This is a genomic window from Ensifer sp. ENS03, assembly GCF_014852035.1.
GTDB lineage: Bacteria > Pseudomonadota > Alphaproteobacteria > Rhizobiales > Rhizobiaceae > Ensifer > Ensifer adhaerens.
In genome coordinates, this window is the sequence record NZ_JACVAV010000003.1 from 409,266 (window position 1) to 425,441 (window position 16,176).

Annotated in this window: 15 protein-coding genes; 4 read left to right on the top strand and 11 right to left on the bottom strand. The window is 63.3% G+C overall.

The window, feature by feature from the left end:
• Positions 1–22: 22 nt before the first annotated feature.
• From IB263_RS14770 to IB263_RS14810, 9 genes are all read right to left on the bottom strand, one after another.
• Positions 23–1,972 carry a PrkA family serine protein kinase gene (locus IB263_RS14770; RefSeq protein ID WP_034798403.1) on the bottom strand — a complete coding sequence of 650 codons (1,950 nt, stop codon included), beginning with the start codon at positions 1,970–1,972 and terminating at the stop codon, positions 23–25.
• Positions 1,973–2,527: 555 nt separating this feature from the next.
• The gene (locus IB263_RS14775) at positions 2,528–4,219 is read right to left on the bottom strand and encodes an aconitase X (RefSeq protein WP_192438642.1); all 1,692 of its coding nucleotides are present in this window, start codon (positions 4,217–4,219) and stop codon (positions 2,528–2,530) included.
• Positions 4,216–5,217, bottom strand: a complete 1,002-nt coding sequence (locus IB263_RS14780) for a 4-hydroxyproline epimerase (RefSeq protein WP_060521880.1) — start codon at positions 5,215–5,217, stop codon at positions 4,216–4,218. Before IB263_RS14780 ends, IB263_RS14775 begins: the two co-directional genes overlap by 4 nt.
• A gap of 13 nt (positions 5,218–5,230) precedes the next feature.
• Positions 5,231–6,478, bottom strand: a complete 1,248-nt coding sequence (locus tag IB263_RS14785; RefSeq protein ID WP_192438643.1) for an FAD-binding oxidoreductase — start codon at positions 6,476–6,478, stop codon at positions 5,231–5,233.
• A 7-nt stretch (positions 6,479–6,485) separates the two neighbouring features.
• The gene (locus IB263_RS14790) at positions 6,486–7,208 is read right to left on the bottom strand and encodes an amino acid ABC transporter ATP-binding protein (RefSeq protein WP_034798411.1); all 723 of its coding nucleotides are present in this window, start codon (positions 7,206–7,208) and stop codon (positions 6,486–6,488) included.
• Complete coding sequence (locus IB263_RS14795) at positions 7,201–7,851, bottom strand: amino acid ABC transporter permease (RefSeq protein ID WP_034798414.1); 651 nt, start codon at positions 7,849–7,851, stop codon at positions 7,201–7,203. The genes IB263_RS14790 and IB263_RS14795 overlap by 8 nt, the downstream gene beginning before the upstream one ends.
• Before the next feature lie 13 nt (positions 7,852–7,864).
• Positions 7,865–8,530, bottom strand: coding sequence for an amino acid ABC transporter permease (locus IB263_RS14800; RefSeq protein ID WP_034798417.1), 666 nt, complete (start codon positions 8,528–8,530; stop codon positions 7,865–7,867).
• 71 nt (positions 8,531–8,601) lie between these two features.
• On the bottom strand, positions 8,602–9,408 hold the full coding sequence (locus IB263_RS14805) for a transporter substrate-binding domain-containing protein (RefSeq protein ID WP_034798420.1): 807 nt from the start codon (positions 9,406–9,408) through the stop codon (positions 8,602–8,604).
• 223 nt (positions 9,409–9,631) lie between these two features.
• The gene (locus tag IB263_RS14810) at positions 9,632–11,149 is read right to left on the bottom strand and encodes an aldehyde dehydrogenase (NADP(+)) (protein ID WP_192438644.1); all 1,518 of its coding nucleotides are present in this window, start codon (positions 11,147–11,149) and stop codon (positions 9,632–9,634) included.
• Positions 11,150–11,305: 156 nt separating this feature from the next.
• On the opposite strand from IB263_RS14810, the gene IB263_RS14815 reads away from it, so the two are divergent.
• Positions 11,306–12,343, top strand: a complete 1,038-nt coding sequence (locus tag IB263_RS14815) for an Ldh family oxidoreductase (RefSeq protein ID WP_060529351.1) — start codon at positions 11,306–11,308, stop codon at positions 12,341–12,343.
• A gap of 102 nt (positions 12,344–12,445) precedes the next feature.
• Here IB263_RS14815 and IB263_RS14820 read toward each other — a convergent pair whose 3' ends face one another.
• Together IB263_RS14820 and IB263_RS14825 are read right to left on the bottom strand one after the other, a co-directional pair.
• Positions 12,446–13,408, bottom strand: a complete 963-nt coding sequence (locus tag IB263_RS14820) for a dihydrodipicolinate synthase family protein (RefSeq protein ID WP_034798428.1) — start codon at positions 13,406–13,408, stop codon at positions 12,446–12,448.
• A 113-nt stretch (positions 13,409–13,521) separates the two neighbouring features.
• Positions 13,522–14,232 carry a GntR family transcriptional regulator gene (locus IB263_RS14825; protein ID WP_090426227.1) on the bottom strand — a complete coding sequence of 237 codons (711 nt, stop codon included), beginning with the start codon at positions 14,230–14,232 and terminating at the stop codon, positions 13,522–13,524.
• A 260-nt stretch (positions 14,233–14,492) separates the two neighbouring features.
• Here IB263_RS14825 and IB263_RS14830 point away from each other — a divergent pair, with 260 nt between their 5' ends.
• The 3 genes from IB263_RS14830 (at position 14,493) to IB263_RS14840 (ending at position 16,171) form a co-directional block, all read left to right on the top strand.
• The gene (locus tag IB263_RS14830; protein WP_064817045.1) at positions 14,493–14,639 is read left to right on the top strand and encodes a DUF1127 domain-containing protein; all 147 of its coding nucleotides are present in this window, start codon (positions 14,493–14,495) and stop codon (positions 14,637–14,639) included.
• A 188-nt stretch (positions 14,640–14,827) separates the two neighbouring features.
• On the top strand, positions 14,828–15,547 hold the full coding sequence (locus tag IB263_RS14835; RefSeq protein ID WP_192438645.1) for a GNAT family N-acetyltransferase: 720 nt from the start codon (positions 14,828–14,830) through the stop codon (positions 15,545–15,547).
• Positions 15,548–15,673: 126 nt separating this feature from the next.
• Positions 15,674–16,171 carry an EVE domain-containing protein gene (locus IB263_RS14840; RefSeq protein WP_159415747.1) on the top strand — a complete coding sequence of 166 codons (498 nt, stop codon included), beginning with the start codon at positions 15,674–15,676 and terminating at the stop codon, positions 16,169–16,171.
• The last annotated feature ends 5 nt before the right edge of the window (positions 16,172–16,176 follow it).

A 16,176-nucleotide genomic window follows, 5' to 3' on the forward strand; every position in this document is an offset into this window, starting at 1 on the left:
CCAATCCCCTGCTTCGGCATCGTCAGCCCGCCTTGTTGACCCGCATATACCAATCGACCAGCCGCCGGACCTGACGCTCCGTATAGCCGCGTTCCGTCATGCGTTGGACGAACTCGGCGTGTTGCTTCTCGGATGCGCTGTCCTTCTTCGAGCCGAAGCTGATGACCGGAAGCAGGTCTTCGACCTGGCCGAACATGCGCTTCTCGATCACGTCGCGAAGCTTTTCGTAGCTCGTCCAGGAGGGGTTGCGCCCATGGTTCTTGGCGCGGGCGCGCAGGGTGAACTTGACGACCTCGTTGCGGAAGTCCTTGGGATTGGCGATGCCGGCCGGCTTTTCGATCTGCGACAGTTCGCTGTCGAGGATCTCCCGGTTGAGGATTTGTCCGGTATCCGGGTCCTTGAAGTCCTGATCTTCGAGCCAGGCGTCGGCATAGGCGATGTAACGGTCGAACAGGTTCTGGCCGTATTCGCTGTAGGATTCGAGATAGGCCTTCTGGATTTCGTGGCCGATGAATTCGGCATAGCGCGATGCCAGCTCGGACTTGATGAAGTCGAGGTAGCTCGCTTCCGTCTCCTTCGGGAACTGTTCGCGGCGGATCGCCTGTTCCAGAATGTACATGAGGTGCACGGGATCGGCCGCGACCTCCTTGGTGTCGTAGTTGAAGGTTTCCGACAGAACCTTGAAGGCAAAGCGGGTGCTGATGCCGGTCATACCCTCGTCGACGCCGGCGGCGTCGCGATATTCCTGAACGGACTTCGCCTTGGGATCGGTGTCCTTCAGGTTCTCGCCGTCATAGACCCGCATCTTGGTGTAGAGCGGCGAATTCTCGTGACGGGCAAGGCGGGTGGAGACGGTGAAGCGGCTGAGGCTTTCCAGCACTTCCGGCGCGCAGGGACTCTTGGTCAGTTCGCTTTCGCGCAGCAGCTTCTCGTAGATCTGCCGCTCTTCGGTGACGCGCAGGCAGTAAGGCACCTTTACCACGAGGATGCGGTCGAGGAAGGCCTCGTTGTTCTTGTTGTTCTTGAACTGCAGCCATTCGGACTCGTTCGAGTGCGCAACAACGATGCCCTGATAGGGGAAGCCTCCGAAGCTTTCGGTGCCGTTGTAGTTGCCTTCCTGGGTTGCGGTCAAAAGCGGATGCAGCACCTTGATCGGCGCCTTGAACATCTCGACGAATTCGAGCAAGCCTTGCGTCGTGCGGTTGAGGCCGCCGCTATAGGAATAGGCATCGGGATCGGCCTGGCTGTAGTTTTCGAGCTGGCGGATGTCGACCTTGCCGACCAGCGAGGAAACGTCCTGATTGTTCTCGTCTCCGGGCTCGGTCTTGGCGATAGCCACCTGGCGCAGCCGCGACGGCATCAGCTTGACGACGCTGAATTTGGAGATGTCGCCATCGACTTCGTCGAGGCGCTTCGTAGCCCAGGGCGAGATCAGGCCGGTCAGACGGCGTCGGCCGATGCCGTATTTGTCTTCGAGCAGGTCGGCCATGCGGTCGGGATGGAAGAGGCCAAGCGGTGATTCAAAGACGGGACTGACCTTGCCGCCGACCGCCAGCGTGTAGATCGGCTGAAGTTCCATCAGTTTTTTCAGGCGCTCGGCGAGCGACGACTTTCCGCCGCCGACCGGGCCGAGCAGGTAGAGGATCTGCTTGCGCTCCTCCAGCCCCTGCGCGGCATAGCGGAAGTAGCCGACGATGCGCTCGATCGTATCTTCCATGCCGTAGAAGTCGGCGAAGGATGGATAGATCTTGACGGTCCGGTTTGAGAAGATGCGGCCGAGACGTTCGTCCGCGCTGGTATCGATGAGGGTTGGATTACCTATGGCTGTAACCATCCGCTCCTGTGCGGTGGCATACATACTTTTGTCGTCGCGACATGCCAGAAGGTATTCCTGAAGACTGATTTCTTCTTGCGCTGCACTTGTATAGATCTCCGAGAAGAGATCAAAGACGTCGCATTCGCTCTTTTGCATCATGCTCTCCCGCGGCCGCTGGCTGAGACGGGGATCGCTGCTTATCGGCTCGCTCATTCGAATAAACGGCGTCCCATGCGCAATGTTCCTTCAGAGTACTCGCTTTCTCGTGATTCTCGAAGGGGTTGTTTCAATGAATGAAAAATCGTGACTGTGGCATCACGAAAACCTGATCGAAGCGGTGGTCATAAGGCGTTGAGCGCCGGCGTGCGCGATTGGCGCCGCATGCGCCCAGGCGTTTTCTGTGCGAGCGCCACGTTCGGTTGCGTCAGCCGCCGCCGGGTCCGCCGAGGTGGTGGAAAAGAAGGGCCAGAACCGCGTCGCGCATGGTCGCTGTCTCGACATGGCCGATGCCCGGCGCTGCAACCAAAGATAAGTTGTCTTCGACGGCGGCCGGCCGATAGGCCCTGCGTCTCGCCTTAGGTGCGTTCCACCGCTTGAGGCGGCGTCAGGGATTCATCGAGCCCCACGCCGATCAGTTGGGGTCGGGAGGCGACGAGCTCGGCGCCTCGATAGCGCCGCCGCACAGCGGCGCCTGAGCCAGGGAACGAGCCTTTAGGCCAGCCAGGCTGGCAGGCGCGCCGGAACGCGGCCGGTGAGCGCTGCCTCGACGCAGTCGGCGAGGTTGCTGAAGCGCACGGCGCGGCCGGAAAGACCGGGACCGTAATGGGCGTATTTCCCGGAATTGGTCATCAGCGCCCGGGTCTTGGTCGGAAAGACCGGTTCGGAGATCGAGCACCAGCAAAGATCCGGCAGGACCTGGATGCCGCTCTCCTCAAGGCGGGCAAGCAGACCTTCGTCCCGCGCTGCGGCTATCGCGTCTCGCCCGGCGGTGACGATCACGGCGACGTTGCTATCGCGCTTGCGGCCGTCGAAGGCTGTGGCCAGCGCGCGGCATTCCTCGAGCGACGCATGCGGGCTGCCGATGGCGACAAGCTCGACCTCCGCCGGACCGTCGTTCAGGAGCGACCAGGCCGCGGCCATGTCGGCGCGCGTGATCGTCGTGTGGTCGGCATCCTTGGCGGCGGCACCTTCCGCTTCCGGGGTCACGCCCTCCACATGCAGCATCGGGGATGCGGACGTGGTGCCGAAGGCGGCGCAAAGCGCCTTGAGGTCGTCGCGCGAGGGCTTTGCCGATGCAAGACCGCGCAAAAGCGGGATGCGGTCGGGTGCTGCCTTGCCGGCGAGATAACCGATCAGCGGCCAGAAGGCATCGTCGATATCCTCAGGCAGTTCCACGTCGATGACGCGCGTCGCCTTGCGCGGCGCGTCGAGATAGACGCCCGAGAGCGGTGCACGACCGGTGAGCGCGATGCAGAGATCGAGAAAGTCCGGGTGTTTGGCCGTGCGCGCGCCGAGCACCGTGTTGGCGAATATGACGGCGTTCGATTCCGCCCAGGCGATGGCTTCGCCGGATTTCGGCGCACTGTCGAGCAGATAGGGCGAGCAGGTGAAGGTCGGGCGGCAGCCCATGCGCACATAGGCGTCGGCAAGCCGTGCTGCCGGATCGCCGAAGCTCTCCGGCACGCCCTGCGCCTGCCAGTTGGCAAAGTCGACCGAGATCGCATTCATGGTCGTCGGCACGCGAACCTTGGCCCCCATGTCCGCCATCTTCTCGGCGAAGGTGAGGTTTGCCGGGCTCGCATAGATGCAGCCGTCGATATGGCCCTGGACCACGTCGATGAGCTTTTCCGCACCCTGCTGCGCCGCCATCGCCGCGATGATGCGCATCGCCTGTTGCACGGCGATGCCGTCACGACCGTCGAGCATGGCGCGATCGTCGTCGGTGAGATCAAGCGCCGTCATTGCCGGCGGAGCGACCGGAATTGTCAGGCCATCGGCTTCGATTGCCGTATCGCTGATGCGCGCGGTCTTTGCCTGCGCCAGCGCCTTGAAGGCGTCGCGCGAAAGCCGAAGCACCGGCAGGGATTTTCCGAACATTTCGGCCGCGATCAGCGCGCCGAGCGTCAGCACGTCTTCCGCTTCCGAGAAGACCAGGGCCGCCGGCGCACGGCCGGTCAGCGCCATGTCGAGCAGCACGCCCGAACCGGTGCAGGAGCCGCGGCTCGACGGCATCATCAGGATGCCGTCGGTCAGACAGAGGCCGTGCAGCGGATGGTGCACGTCGATCACCCGACCCGTTGCCGGATCGACCCCGCCCCAGAAGCTCAGCGCCTCCTCCGTGGCGATGATGGGGCCATCGGCGGAGCCGGAAAGAATGCTGCGGGCGGAGATCGATTGGGTCATTTTACGACAAATCCATGAGCAAAGGGGTCGCGGTCATCGATGAAGATCGTGTTGATGCCGGTCATGCGGGCCCAGCCGGCAATCGACGGGATGATGGCGTCGCGGTCGGCGACCTTGGTCGCTGCCTCGACACGGCCCTTGAACAGCGAACCGATGATCGATTCGTGCACGAACTCGTCACCGACCTTGAGCTTGCCCTTGGCGGCAAGCTGGGCCATGCGCGCCGACGTGCCGGTGCCGCAGGGCGAGCGGTCGATCGCCTTTTCGCCGTAAAAGACGGCGTTGCGCGCATGCGCTTCTGCCTGTGTTGGCTTGCCGGTCCACTGGATGTGGCTGAGGCCCTTGATTTCCGGGTGCTCCGGATGCACGAACTCGTATTTGGCGTTGAGCGCCGCGCGGAGCTTCGGGCTCCAGCCGACAAGTTCTCCGGCCGTATGGTCGGCCATGTCGCGAAAATTCTTCTGCGGTTCGACGATGGCGTAGAAGTTGCCGCCATAGGCGACGTCGACGACGATCTCGCCAAGACCCTCGACTTCAGCCGTCAGCCCCTCGGCGTAGAGGAAGCCCGGAACGTTGGTGAGGCGCACTTCTTCGACGAAGCGGCCTTCCTGGCGATAGGTGATGTCGACCTTGCCGGCCGGCGCGTCGATTGAAAGCTTGCCCGGTTCGCGCGGCGTGATCAGGCCGTTTTCGATCGCCATGGTGATGGTGCCGATCGTGCCGTGGCCGCACATCGGCAGGCAGCCCGACGTTTCGATGAAGAGCACGGCGACATCGCAGTCGGCCCGGGTCGGCGGATAGAGGATAGAGCCCGACATCATGTCGTGGCCGCGCGGCTCGAACATCAGGCCAGTGCGGATCCAGTCGAACTCGCGCAGGAAATGGGCCCGCTTCTCCAGCATGTTGGCGCCTTCGAGTCGTGGCCCGCCGCCGGAAACGAGGCGGACCGGATTGCCGCAGGTGTGGCCGTCGATGCAGGAGAAGGTGTGGTTGGCCATGGTCTAAACTCTGTCAGAAACGTTGGGGCGAGAAGCAACTGATATCGATCGCCGGCCGCCGGCCGGTGAGCAGGTCGGCAACGAGCCGTGCGGTGCCGGCCGATTGCGTGAGACCGAGATGGCCGTGGCCGAAGGCGTAGACGACGCGGCCGGTGGCGCGGGCGCGGCCGATCGCCGGAAGGCTGTCGGGCAGCGACGGGCGGAAGCCCATCCATTGCACGCCGCCCTCGCTCTTGAAGCCCGGCAGGAAGGCTTGCGCCTTCTTCAGCATGGCTTCCGAGCGGCGGAAGTTCGGCGGCAGCTTCAGCCCGCCGAGTTCGACGGCGCCGCCGACGCGGATACCGGTCGAAAGCCTGGTGACGACGAAGCCGTGTCCGCCGAAGGTTACCTGGGTGCGCAGATCGAAGGCATCCTGCGGCAGCGTGGTGTTGTAGCCGCGCTCGGTTTCGAGCGGGATACGCTCGCCGAGCGTACGGGCGACCTGGTGCGAGAACGCGCCGGCTGAAAGCACGACCTGTTCTGCCCGCCGCGTCTTGCCGTCGGCCGTCAGTTCGACGCCACCTTCGATCGGCTTCAGTGCCGTAACTTCGGCACGCTCGATCACACCTCCCTTGGCGCGGAAATGGTCTGCCAGCGCCAGCGTGTAGAGCTTGGGATCGGCGATGGAATACCAGCCGGGGGTAAAGGTGCCATGGGTGAAGCGCGATGCGAGACCAGGCTGGATCTCGGCCATCTCGGCCGCGCCCATGTGCCGGAACTCGATGCCGTGTTCGGCTCGCGCGGTCCAGCCGGGAAGAGAGGCCTTCAGCTCGGCTTCGCTTTCATAGACCTGCAGATTGCCTTCCTTGCGCAGCATCGGCAGGGTGCCGGTCTCGGCGAGGAAAGGTTCGAGCTCGGCCTTGGAGAGGTCCATCATCGCCGTCTGGGCGGTCGTCGAATGGGCCACGCGGCTTGCCGAGCAGGCGCGCCAGAAGCGGAACATCCACGGCGCGATCTGTGCCGCATAGGCCGGTGGCACGCTCAAGGGCCCAAGCGGGTCGAGCAGCCACTTCGGCGCCTTCTTCAAGATGCCGGGTGACGCGAGCGGCAGGATGTCGGTGAAGGCGAAGGCCCCGGCGTTGCCCGCCGAGGCACCTGCTGCCGGGCCTTCCCGGTCGAGCACGGTGACGGAAAGTCCCCGTGCCTGGGCGGCGATCGCCGCAGAAAGGCCGACAACGCCGGCGCCGATGACGATGACGTCAGGCTGAACTGCATCCTTCATGATCGGCTCAGTGCGTCGCTGCGAGGAACTTTTGGAGTTCCGGATCCTTCGGCGCGCCGAAGAGCGCTTCCGGTGCGGCGATTTCCGCCATCACGCCCTTGTGGAAGAAGGCGACGCGGTCGGAAACTTCGCGGGCAAACTTCATTTCATGGGTGACGCAGATCATCGTCATGCCCTCGGAGGCCAGCATGCGCAGCGTGTCGAGCACTTCGCCGACGAGCTGCGGATCGAGCGCCGAGGTCACTTCGTCAAACAGCATGTATTCCGGCGACATTGCGAGTGCGCGGGCGATCGCCATGCGCTGCTGCTGGCCGCCCGACATGCGGGTTGGATAGACGCCGAGCTTCTCGCCGAGGCCGACGTGCGTGAGCTGCTTGACGGCGTTCTCCTCGGCCTTTTCCTTGGAGAGGCCGAGCACCTTGCGCGGCGCCAGCATGACGTTTTCAAGCACGGTCAGGTGCGGGAAAGCATTGAACTGCTGGAAGACGATGCCGAGCTTGCTGCGCAGCTTGTTGAGGTTTGTTGATTTCGCGTGGACCTCGGTGCCGTCGACGAGGATGCGGCCGGCATCGATCGGCTCGAGACCGTTGATGCAGGTCAGCAGGGTCGACTTGCCGGAACCGGAGCCGCCAATGATGGTCAGCACCTCGCCCTTGTTGACGGTGAGGTCGATGCCTTTGAGAACCTCCAGCGAGCCGAAGGATTTGCGAACGTTCTGGATCTCAATCATTGGACCACCGTTTTTCAAGGTAACCGCCGAGCCGGGCGATCGGGAAGCTGATGAGGAAGTAGATGGCGCCGCAGATCAGAAGGATCAGCAGCGGTTCCTGCAGGCGGGTGACGAGCACCTGCGAGGCGCGCAAGAGTTCGATCAGGCCGAGCCAGAGGACGAGTGCGGAGTCCTTCATGACGCCGAGCGTCAGGCCGATCCAGGACGGCAGCGAAACGCGGGTCGCAAGCGGCGCCACGATGTAGCGCATGTCCTGCCACCAGGTCATGCCGAGCGAGCGGGCGGCGCGGCGCGTCGTCGGTGGCACGGAAGAGATGCCGCCACGAACGATCTCGGTGCAATAGGCGGCCGTATAGAGCGACAGCACCACGCAGGAGGTCGTGAACGGTGCCCAGCCGAGCTTGGCGATCGCCTGGAAGGCATTGGCAAGAACCAGCTGGATCAGCAGCGGCACCGAACGGAAGATGTCGAGCACGAAGGTGAGCGGAGCGGCCCAATAGGGGCCGACCTGGTTGCGCACGACGCCGAAGATGATGCCGAGCACGGTGCCGGCGGTAACCGAGACGGCGGTGACCGCGAGCGTCATCAAGGCGCCCTGCAGCAGGAAGCCGAGATCAGCGAGGGTGAGGGCGGTATTGAACATCTCTCACCTCTCCTTAGTAGCGGAACATGCGCGCGGCGAGCAGGCGCGCGCCCAGCGTCACGGCCTTGGCGATCAGGTAATAGATGATCGCCGCGATCGCGAAGAATTCGAAGGTGCGGAACGAACGGGCGTTCAGTTCCTGGGTGATGCCGGCAAGGTCGGTGTTCATGCCGACGGTAACGCCAAGCGAGGTCATCAGGATCGCCCAGACCATCTGGTTGGTGACGGGCAGGAAGGCGATGCGCAGCATCTGCGGCAGCACGATGTAGCGGAAGGCCTGCACCGGGGTCATGCCGAGCGAGCGGCCGGCCCGCGCCTGGGTATCGGGAATGGCCTTGAGGGCGCCGCGGAAGTTTTCCGCGAGATAACCGGCATTGTTGAAGGCGATCCCCGCGAGCAGCGCCGTATAGGGGCTCAGGTGGATACCGAAATTGCCGAGGCCGAAATGGGCCATGTAGATCTGGAACAGCGCCGGCGTGTTGCGGGCGATCTCGACCCAGGCGGTGGCAAAACCACCGAGGATGCGATTGCCCGACAGGCGGCAAGCCGTCAGCGCGAGCGCCAGTGCCAGGCCGATGACCATCGAGAGCAGAGCCACCTGCAGGGTGACCAGCGCTCCGTCGAGCATCTGTGGCAGGGCTTTCAGCGCCTGGTTCCAATGAAAGGTATAGCTGAACATGTTTCGTCTCACCTCTTCGGAAACGAATAGCGGCGCGAAGCTAAACTTCGCGCCGCCAGATAAACGGCATATTAGCGGTAAACGCCCTTAGCCGTAAGGTCCGGAAGTTCGCCGCCGACCCACTTTTCGTAAAGTTCAGCGTAGCGGCCGGTGCGGACCTGCTGGTTGATGAAGAGGTTGAGGAAGTTGATGAAGCCGTATTCTTCGCGGTTGGTGAAGAGCGCGACGTAGTCGGTGTCGAACGGAGCCTTGCCGACGACGGAGATGCCGGCGAACTTGCCGCCCTTCACGTTGGCCTGGGCGACGGTCGAGGTCGAAACCGTAGCGTCGATCTGGCCCTGGCTGAGCGCGAGGAAGACGTCCGCCTGGGTCTGGTACGGACGGAACTCACCGGCGCCCCATTCCTTGACCTGCTTTTCGAGAGCGATCGCTTCGAACGTGCCGGCGGTCGCGCCGACAACCTTGCCCTTCATGTCTTCGAAGGACTTGACGCCCGACTTCTCGTTGGCAGTGACGGCCATTTCGAAGGCGAAGTAGGGGATCGTCATGCCGACGGTCTTGGCGCGCTCAAGCGTGTCGGAGGTCGAGGCAACGCCGACGTCGACGCGGCCCGACATCAGAGCGGGAATGCGCTCCGGGAACGGGGTCTCGACGATTTCGGCGGTGACGCCGAGTGCCTTTGCGAGGTCGTTGCAGTAGTCGACGTCAAAACCGATCGGGTTGTTGTTCTCGTCGCGAGAACCCATCGGCGGGAAGTCGAGCACGACTGCGCAACGCAGCGTACCCGAGCCGATGACGTCATCCAGCTTGTCAGCATGGGCCTGGCTGGTCAGAGCAGCGGCCGCAACGAGGCCGAGCGCGAGCACCGAAGTCTTCATTTTCTCTCTCCCTGAAATTAGTGCCGTTTGACGGCTGAGGCACTATTCCGTTTTAGACAGCACAAATCAATAGAAAAATACAATTAGTATACAAAAAGTATAAGTTCGTAACGCAGAACGCGCGCAGGCATCCCATTTGTTTCGTCAAATGGGATGCCTGCGCAGCGATCTGTCGTGTCTTGCGGCTGCGGGCGGCAGGCGCCCGCAGCTGTCGGCGAGTGCCTTAGCCCTGGAAGTCCTCGGGCAGCAGGCCTTCCGGCATGTTCTGGTAGGCGACCGGGCGCAGAAAACGGCGGATCGACAGGGTACCGACGCTGGTTGCGCCGAAGTTGGTCGAGGCCGGATAGGGTCCGCCATGCACCATCGAATCCACCACCTCGACGCCGGTCGGAAAGCCGTTGACGAGCACCCGGCCTGCCTTGCGCTCAAGGATCGGGCGCAGACGACGGGCGGTCTCGAGATCGGTCGCATCCATGTGGATGGTGGTGGTCAGCTGTCCCTCGAAGCCGCGGGCAAGCTGTTCCATTTCAGAGGTCGAACCGACGCGAACGACGAGGCCGAGCGGACCGAACACCTCTTCGCCGAGCGCATGGTCGGCCAGGAACTGGTCGCCGGTCGTTTCGAACAGGTTCGGCGAGACCGAGCGGCCGGACGATTCGGTCGTCAGCAGCGGCTTCACGGTGTTGCGGCTTTCAAAGCGCGCCTGGCCGTCGTGATAGGCCTTGGCGATGCCGTCGGTCAGCATCGTCTGCGGCGCGACCTTGCCGAGCGCTTCGACGGCGGCCGTGGTGAAGCGATCGGCGTCAGCACCTTCGACAACAACGGCGATGCCGGGGTTGGTGCAGAACTGGCCGGCACCCATGGTCAGCGAACCGGCCCAACCCTGGCCGAGTGTCTCGGCGCGTGCCTTCAGTGCTTCCGGCAGCAGGAACATCGGGTTGACCGAGCCGAGCTCGCCGAAGAACGGGATCGGCTCCGGACGTGCGGCGCAGAGATTGAAGAGCGCGCGGCCACCGGCGAGCGAGCCGGTGAAGCCGACGGCCTTGATCAGCGGATGCTGGACAAGTGCTTCGCCGACCTGGCGGTTGCCGCCCTGGATCAGCGAGAAGACGCCCGGGTGAACGCCGGTCTTGCGGATCGCGGCCTCGACGGCCTGCGCAACGATCTCACCGGTGCCCGGATGGGCCGAGTGGCCCTTGACGACCACGGGGCAGCCGGCAGCAAGGGCTGCAGCCGTGTCGCCGCCGGCGGTCGAGAAGGCCAGCGGGAAGTTCGAGGCGCCGAAGACGGCGACCGGGCCGATCGGGCGCTGGATAAGGCGGATTTCCGGGCGCGGCGCCGGCTGACGCTCGGGCAGGGCCGCATCGAAACGGCGGTCGAGATATTCACCCTTTTCGATGTGGTCGGCAAAGAGACGGAGCTGGCCGGTGGTGCGGCCGCGTTCGCCCTGCAGGCGCGCTTCCGGCAGGCCGGTTTCCTGGGTGCCTATCTCGGTGATGGCCTCCGCGCGTGCCTCGATCTCATCGGCGATGGCGCGCAGGAACGCGGCGCGCTCGGTCCGGGTCGAATAGCCATAGCTCAGGAAGGCTTCTTCGGCGGCTTCAGCCGCGCGGTTGACCAGTTCCACGGTGCCGGTGGCGAACTGATGGACCGGACCGTGGGCGGGTGCCGATGCGAAGGTGCCCGCGCCGTCGAGCCATTCGCCGGCGACAAGGTGTTTTCCTTTGGGGGTGAAGGCCATCTGCCGATCCTTTCGTTCGATCCCGGATTGCCTTTTCTGGCAGAGGGGATCATGGCTGAATTGCACTTGTCGGATCTTTGTATACTATATGTATGCAGAACATCAATCGCCTGACTGGCCCTTCCGGATCAGGCGCAGCATTTGAGAGGGAGAGAGATGAGCGAAACCAACACCCTGACGATCGCAGCACTTTTCGAGCGCGTCGAGGCGATCTTCCTGAAGGCGGGGCTCAACGCCATTCAGGCCGGTGCACTGGCCCGCGTGATCGTCGCCGGCGAGCGGGATGCCTGCAAGTCGCATGGCATCTACCGCATCGAAGGAGCGCTTCGCACCGTCAAGGCGGGCAAGGTGAAGCCGGATGCAACACCGGAGCTCGAAGCGGGCGAAGGTTCCGCTATCGTCAAGGTCAACGCCAAGGGCGGTTTTGCCAATCCCGCCTTCGAGCTCGGCCTGCCGGTTCTCGCCGAACGCGCTCGCTCGCTGGGCATCGCCGCGCTCGTCATCAATGATTGCACCCATTTTTCGGCGCTCTGGCCTGAGGTCGAAGGCCTGACCGGCGAGGGACTTGCCGGCCTCGTGATGTGCCCGAGCTATGCGACCGTTGCGCCGACCGGCGGCAACAAGCCGCTGCTCGGCACCAACCCCTTCGCCTTCGGCTGGCCGCGCGAAAACAAGCCGCCTTACGTCTTCGACTTCGCCACCTCGGTTGCCGCCCGCGGTGAGATCGAACTGCACCGCCGTGCCGGCAAGCCCTTGCCGGAGGGCTGGGCGATCGATGCCGAAGGCAATCCGACGACCGATCCGGAAGCAGCGCTTGCCGGCGCCATGCTGCCCTTCGGCGGCCACAAGGGTTCGGCGATCGGCACCATGGTCGAGCTTCTTGCCGGCATCATGATCGGCGACCTGACGAGCCCGGAAGTGCTCGACTATCTCGGCACCACGACGCTTGCACCGTTCCATGGCGAACTGATCGTCGCCTTCTCGCCGGAGAAATTTGCGGCCGGACGCCCGGGCAATCCCTTCGCCCGTGCGGAAGTGCTGTTCGAGGCGATCGTCGGCCAGGGCGCCCGCCTGCCGTCGCAGCGTCGCTTCGTGGCACGCGCCAAGTCGGAAGCCGAAGGTGTCGTTCTCAATACGGCTGAAATCGAGCAGCTCGAGCGGCTGCTTGCTCTTGGATTGGACGCCGTCGCGTAAGCGACGGCTAACCTTTTCGTCGATCATCGACCCGTCGAGACTGCCAAACGAAAAAGGCCCTCCAACCGGAGGGCCTTTTCTATTTGAGTGCCGATCGAGCGATCAGGCCTTGTACTTCTGCACCGCGCCCGGGAGCTTGCTCCACTCGGCGTACCAGCTGTTGAACAGCTTGAACTGGGCTTCGACGTAGCCGCGCTGGCTGTCGGAGAGAACGTCGCTCTCGTTGAAGTGCAGCGTGTATTCCTTGTCGCCCTTCAGCACCATCATATGCTTGAAGTAGAGAACGAGGTCCGGACCTTCGTCGAAGGACGAGAGAACGGCGAGCGCCTGTTCCAGTTCCAGTGCGCGCAGACGTGCGTCGACGTCGCCTTCGGCGGCGGCACGCGACAGGTTGCACATGTGGATGACTTCCTTCGGCAGAACGCAGCCGATGCCGGTGATGGCACCGGTTGCGCCGCAGTTGACGAAGCCGTGGAAAACGGCCGTGTCGACACCGATCATCAGCGAGACGCCATCGTCACGGCTGGTGATGTTCTCGGCCGCATAGCGCATGTCGGCAGCGCCGCCGAATTCCTTGAAGCCGACGAGGTTCGGATGTTCGGCGCGCAGCGCGAAGAACAGGTCGGCGCGGGTGGCGAAGCCGTAGTACGGGCTGTTGTAGATGACAGCCGGCAGGCTCGGGGCGGCCGAGAGAATGGCCTTGAAGTGGTTCTTCTGGGCAGCGACAACCGAGCCGCGCGAAAGCACGCGCGGGATGACCATCAGGCCCTGGGCGCCGACCTTCTCGGCATGTGCCGCGTGAGCGACGGCCGAAGCAGTGTTGACGGCGCCGGTGCCGACGATAACCGGAATGCCGGCCTTGACGAGGCGCTCGACGCCTTCCATGCGCTGTTCGTCGGTCAGGAGCGGCCAGTCACCCATCGAGCCGCAGTAGACGACGGCGGACATGCCTTGAGCGATCAGCTCCTTGCCCTTGCGCACCAGCGCGTCGAAATCGGGGGTGCGGTCTTCCTTGCAGGGGGTCATCAGCGCCGGGATGACGCCGGTGAAAATCTGAGCCTTCATCTGAAACTCCTCTCGGCTTTGTCTTTAGGGCAGCGGCGCACCTGCGCCCTTGCCTTTGATCCAGACAATAGCTGTTTGTATTTTATTTGTCGACAAGAAAAATACAAAGTTCGCTACAAAGCGATATCGAGCTTGTTGTTGCGGGCAAAAAGCTTCTGCACCTGCTCGACGATCTGCTCCGCATGCGCCTTGCCCAGCCGATCCGCAGCCTCGACGTCGCGCGCGGCGATCGCGGCGATCATGGCCGCATGCTCGTCGACGAAGCGCTGGGGGAACTGCTCGTCATAGGACTGATAATAGAGACGGAGAATGCGCCGCCCTTCGTCCAGCAGCCGGCGGAACAGGCTGGTGAAGTAGGGGTTGCGTCCGCTTTCCGCGATTGCCGCATGGAAGGCGGCGTTGGTGGCGATCATCGTCAGCGCGTCGCGCGTCTGTACGGCTGCCGCATAGTCTTCGTGGAAGCCACGAATGATCGCCAGGTCTTCTGGGCGGTGGTTCTGCGCCGCAAGCCGCGTGGTGACGCGGTACATCAGCACCAGCGCGTCGAAGAACGGATTGAGGTTGAGGAAGTCGATGTTCGCCACCATCGTCGAGCGGTTCGGCAGCGTGTCGATCAGCCCTTCGCCGGCAAGACGCACCAGCGCCTCGCGGATCGGCGTGCGCGACATCTTCAGCCGCTCGGCAAGCTGCACTTCGTCGATCGGGCTGCCCGGCGGCAGCACCAGGTCGAGGATCTCGTCGCGCAAGAGGTCATAGACCATCTTTACGCCGGAGCCGCGCTTGCGCTCCGGGATGGGGCTGTTGTCGGTGTCGATATCGGTCATGTCAGATTCCTTTGTCGACAAAAGAAATACTTGTCTCTGTCGCCGGGATCAACAGTTTCCGCTGCCGTCATTGCGCGAAGCTGTTATCCGCATCTGCGTGCACAGGTTGTTGTGGCGACCCATGCGTTTCCCACATGGGAGCGCTGAGTTTTGAGCGCTGCAACTTACGGAAAGCCTGAGCTATAAGGTGTTCATCGAAGCGAAACGAGGCGCCACGGACTGGCAGCCAGGCTTCGAAAGCCCATTGAAAGGGGGATCAAATGAACATCGCACGCTCCATCAACAACTGGCGCAAGTACCGTCAGACGGTCACCGAGCTGGGCCGCATGTCGAACCGCGAACTTCGCGACCTCGGCATCGAACGCGCCGACATCGACCGCGTCGCACGTACGGCCTTCGCCCGCTAAGGCGATCTTAAAGACTGAATAATTGCCAAGCGCCTGCATCTCCTGCGGGCGCTTTTGCTTTTTGGCGCCTTCATTGCGCCATTGTCGTCCCACACATCGCTGGCACTGCGATTTGATTAATCGACTACTCCATTAATCGCGCCGCTTGCCGCCGACAGGCGCGGTGTTCGTTCAAGAGACTGAGTGCCATGCCGCCGTTTTCCCCTGAGATTACCGATTTCTGGAACGCGTCCTTTGGGGGCGATGTTCTCGCAAGCGCGGATCGGTTTACCGTCACGGTCAATCCAGACCTCGACGAGGACAGCCCGGCCATGGTGCTGCACACGGCTGAAAACGGCGTGATCGTGGCCCTGTCCCCGGCGCTCGGCGCCGCGCTTTCGTCAGCGGCGGGGCAGGTGCTCACCGAAGCGACCCTTCGCCAAGGGCTGTGCGATGCCGGCATCGTCCTGAACGGTGCTGACAAGCTCTTCTACTTCACCGAAGCGGATAAGGCTGTGCTGTTGCGGGAGAATTCGAGCGACCATGTGCGCGCGCTCACGGCGAAGGATGCGGCCGCGTTCGCCCTGTTCCAGGGCTCCGCCTCGGAAGAGGATCTCGATGCAGCCTATGTCGAACTGGATCACTGGTTGGTCTACGGAGCCTTCGATGGTGACAGACTGGTCTGTGCCGCGAGCATGTATCCCTGGCAGGAGCGGCAGATCGCCGATCTCGGCGTGCTGACGCTTGTGTCCGATAGGGGTAAGGGCCACGCCCGCAAGGTCGTGCGCGCAATCAGCAGGGCCGCCCTCGAAAAGGGCTACCAACCGCAATATCGCTGCCAACTCGACAACCACGCGTCGGTGGCGCTTGCGGGAGCCGTAGGCGTGACGCTTTTTGGTCAATGGGAAGCGCCCTCCGAAGACGGCTGAGACGCGGCTTGACGGTATGCCCGGTCGTCAAAACGATGCTGACAGAATCTGGCAGGGGTCGCGCGTAAAGTGGTCCCAGGATAAGAGATCGAGGGATTGCAGATGTCGGCGCAGGATATGTTTCAGATGGGTGCAGCAAACAGGTCGGGCGAGCGCAATTTCTGGATCGGCGCGGTTTCCGGCGATGACCTGCAGCATGCTGCGGAAGACGGCTTCTCTCGCTTTGGCTACGGCTACGGCAATGTCCAGGCGATGACGCGCATGAAGGCGGGTGACGGCTTCATCGGTTATGCGCCCAACGCCGCCTTCAATGGCAGGGCGGGGCTTGCCTGTTTTGCCGCCATCGGTGTCGTCAAGGAGCGCCCGCCCTACTTCTTTGCCATGGGCGGTGTCGCCCCGCATCGTGGCGACATCGACTGGGCCGACAGCATGGAGGCGCCGGTTCGGCCGTGGCTCGACAGCCTGGAATTTGCCGAAGGCAACCGTAACTGGGACCAGAAGCTTCGTCTTGGTCATCTTGCCATCAGCGAGCGTGACTTCCGCGTGATCGCGCGGGCCATGCATGCAGACCTCGGCATGGTTTTCCCGAGGGTGCCGGCCTTTCGCCAGCAGCTCGCCGGCTGATCGTT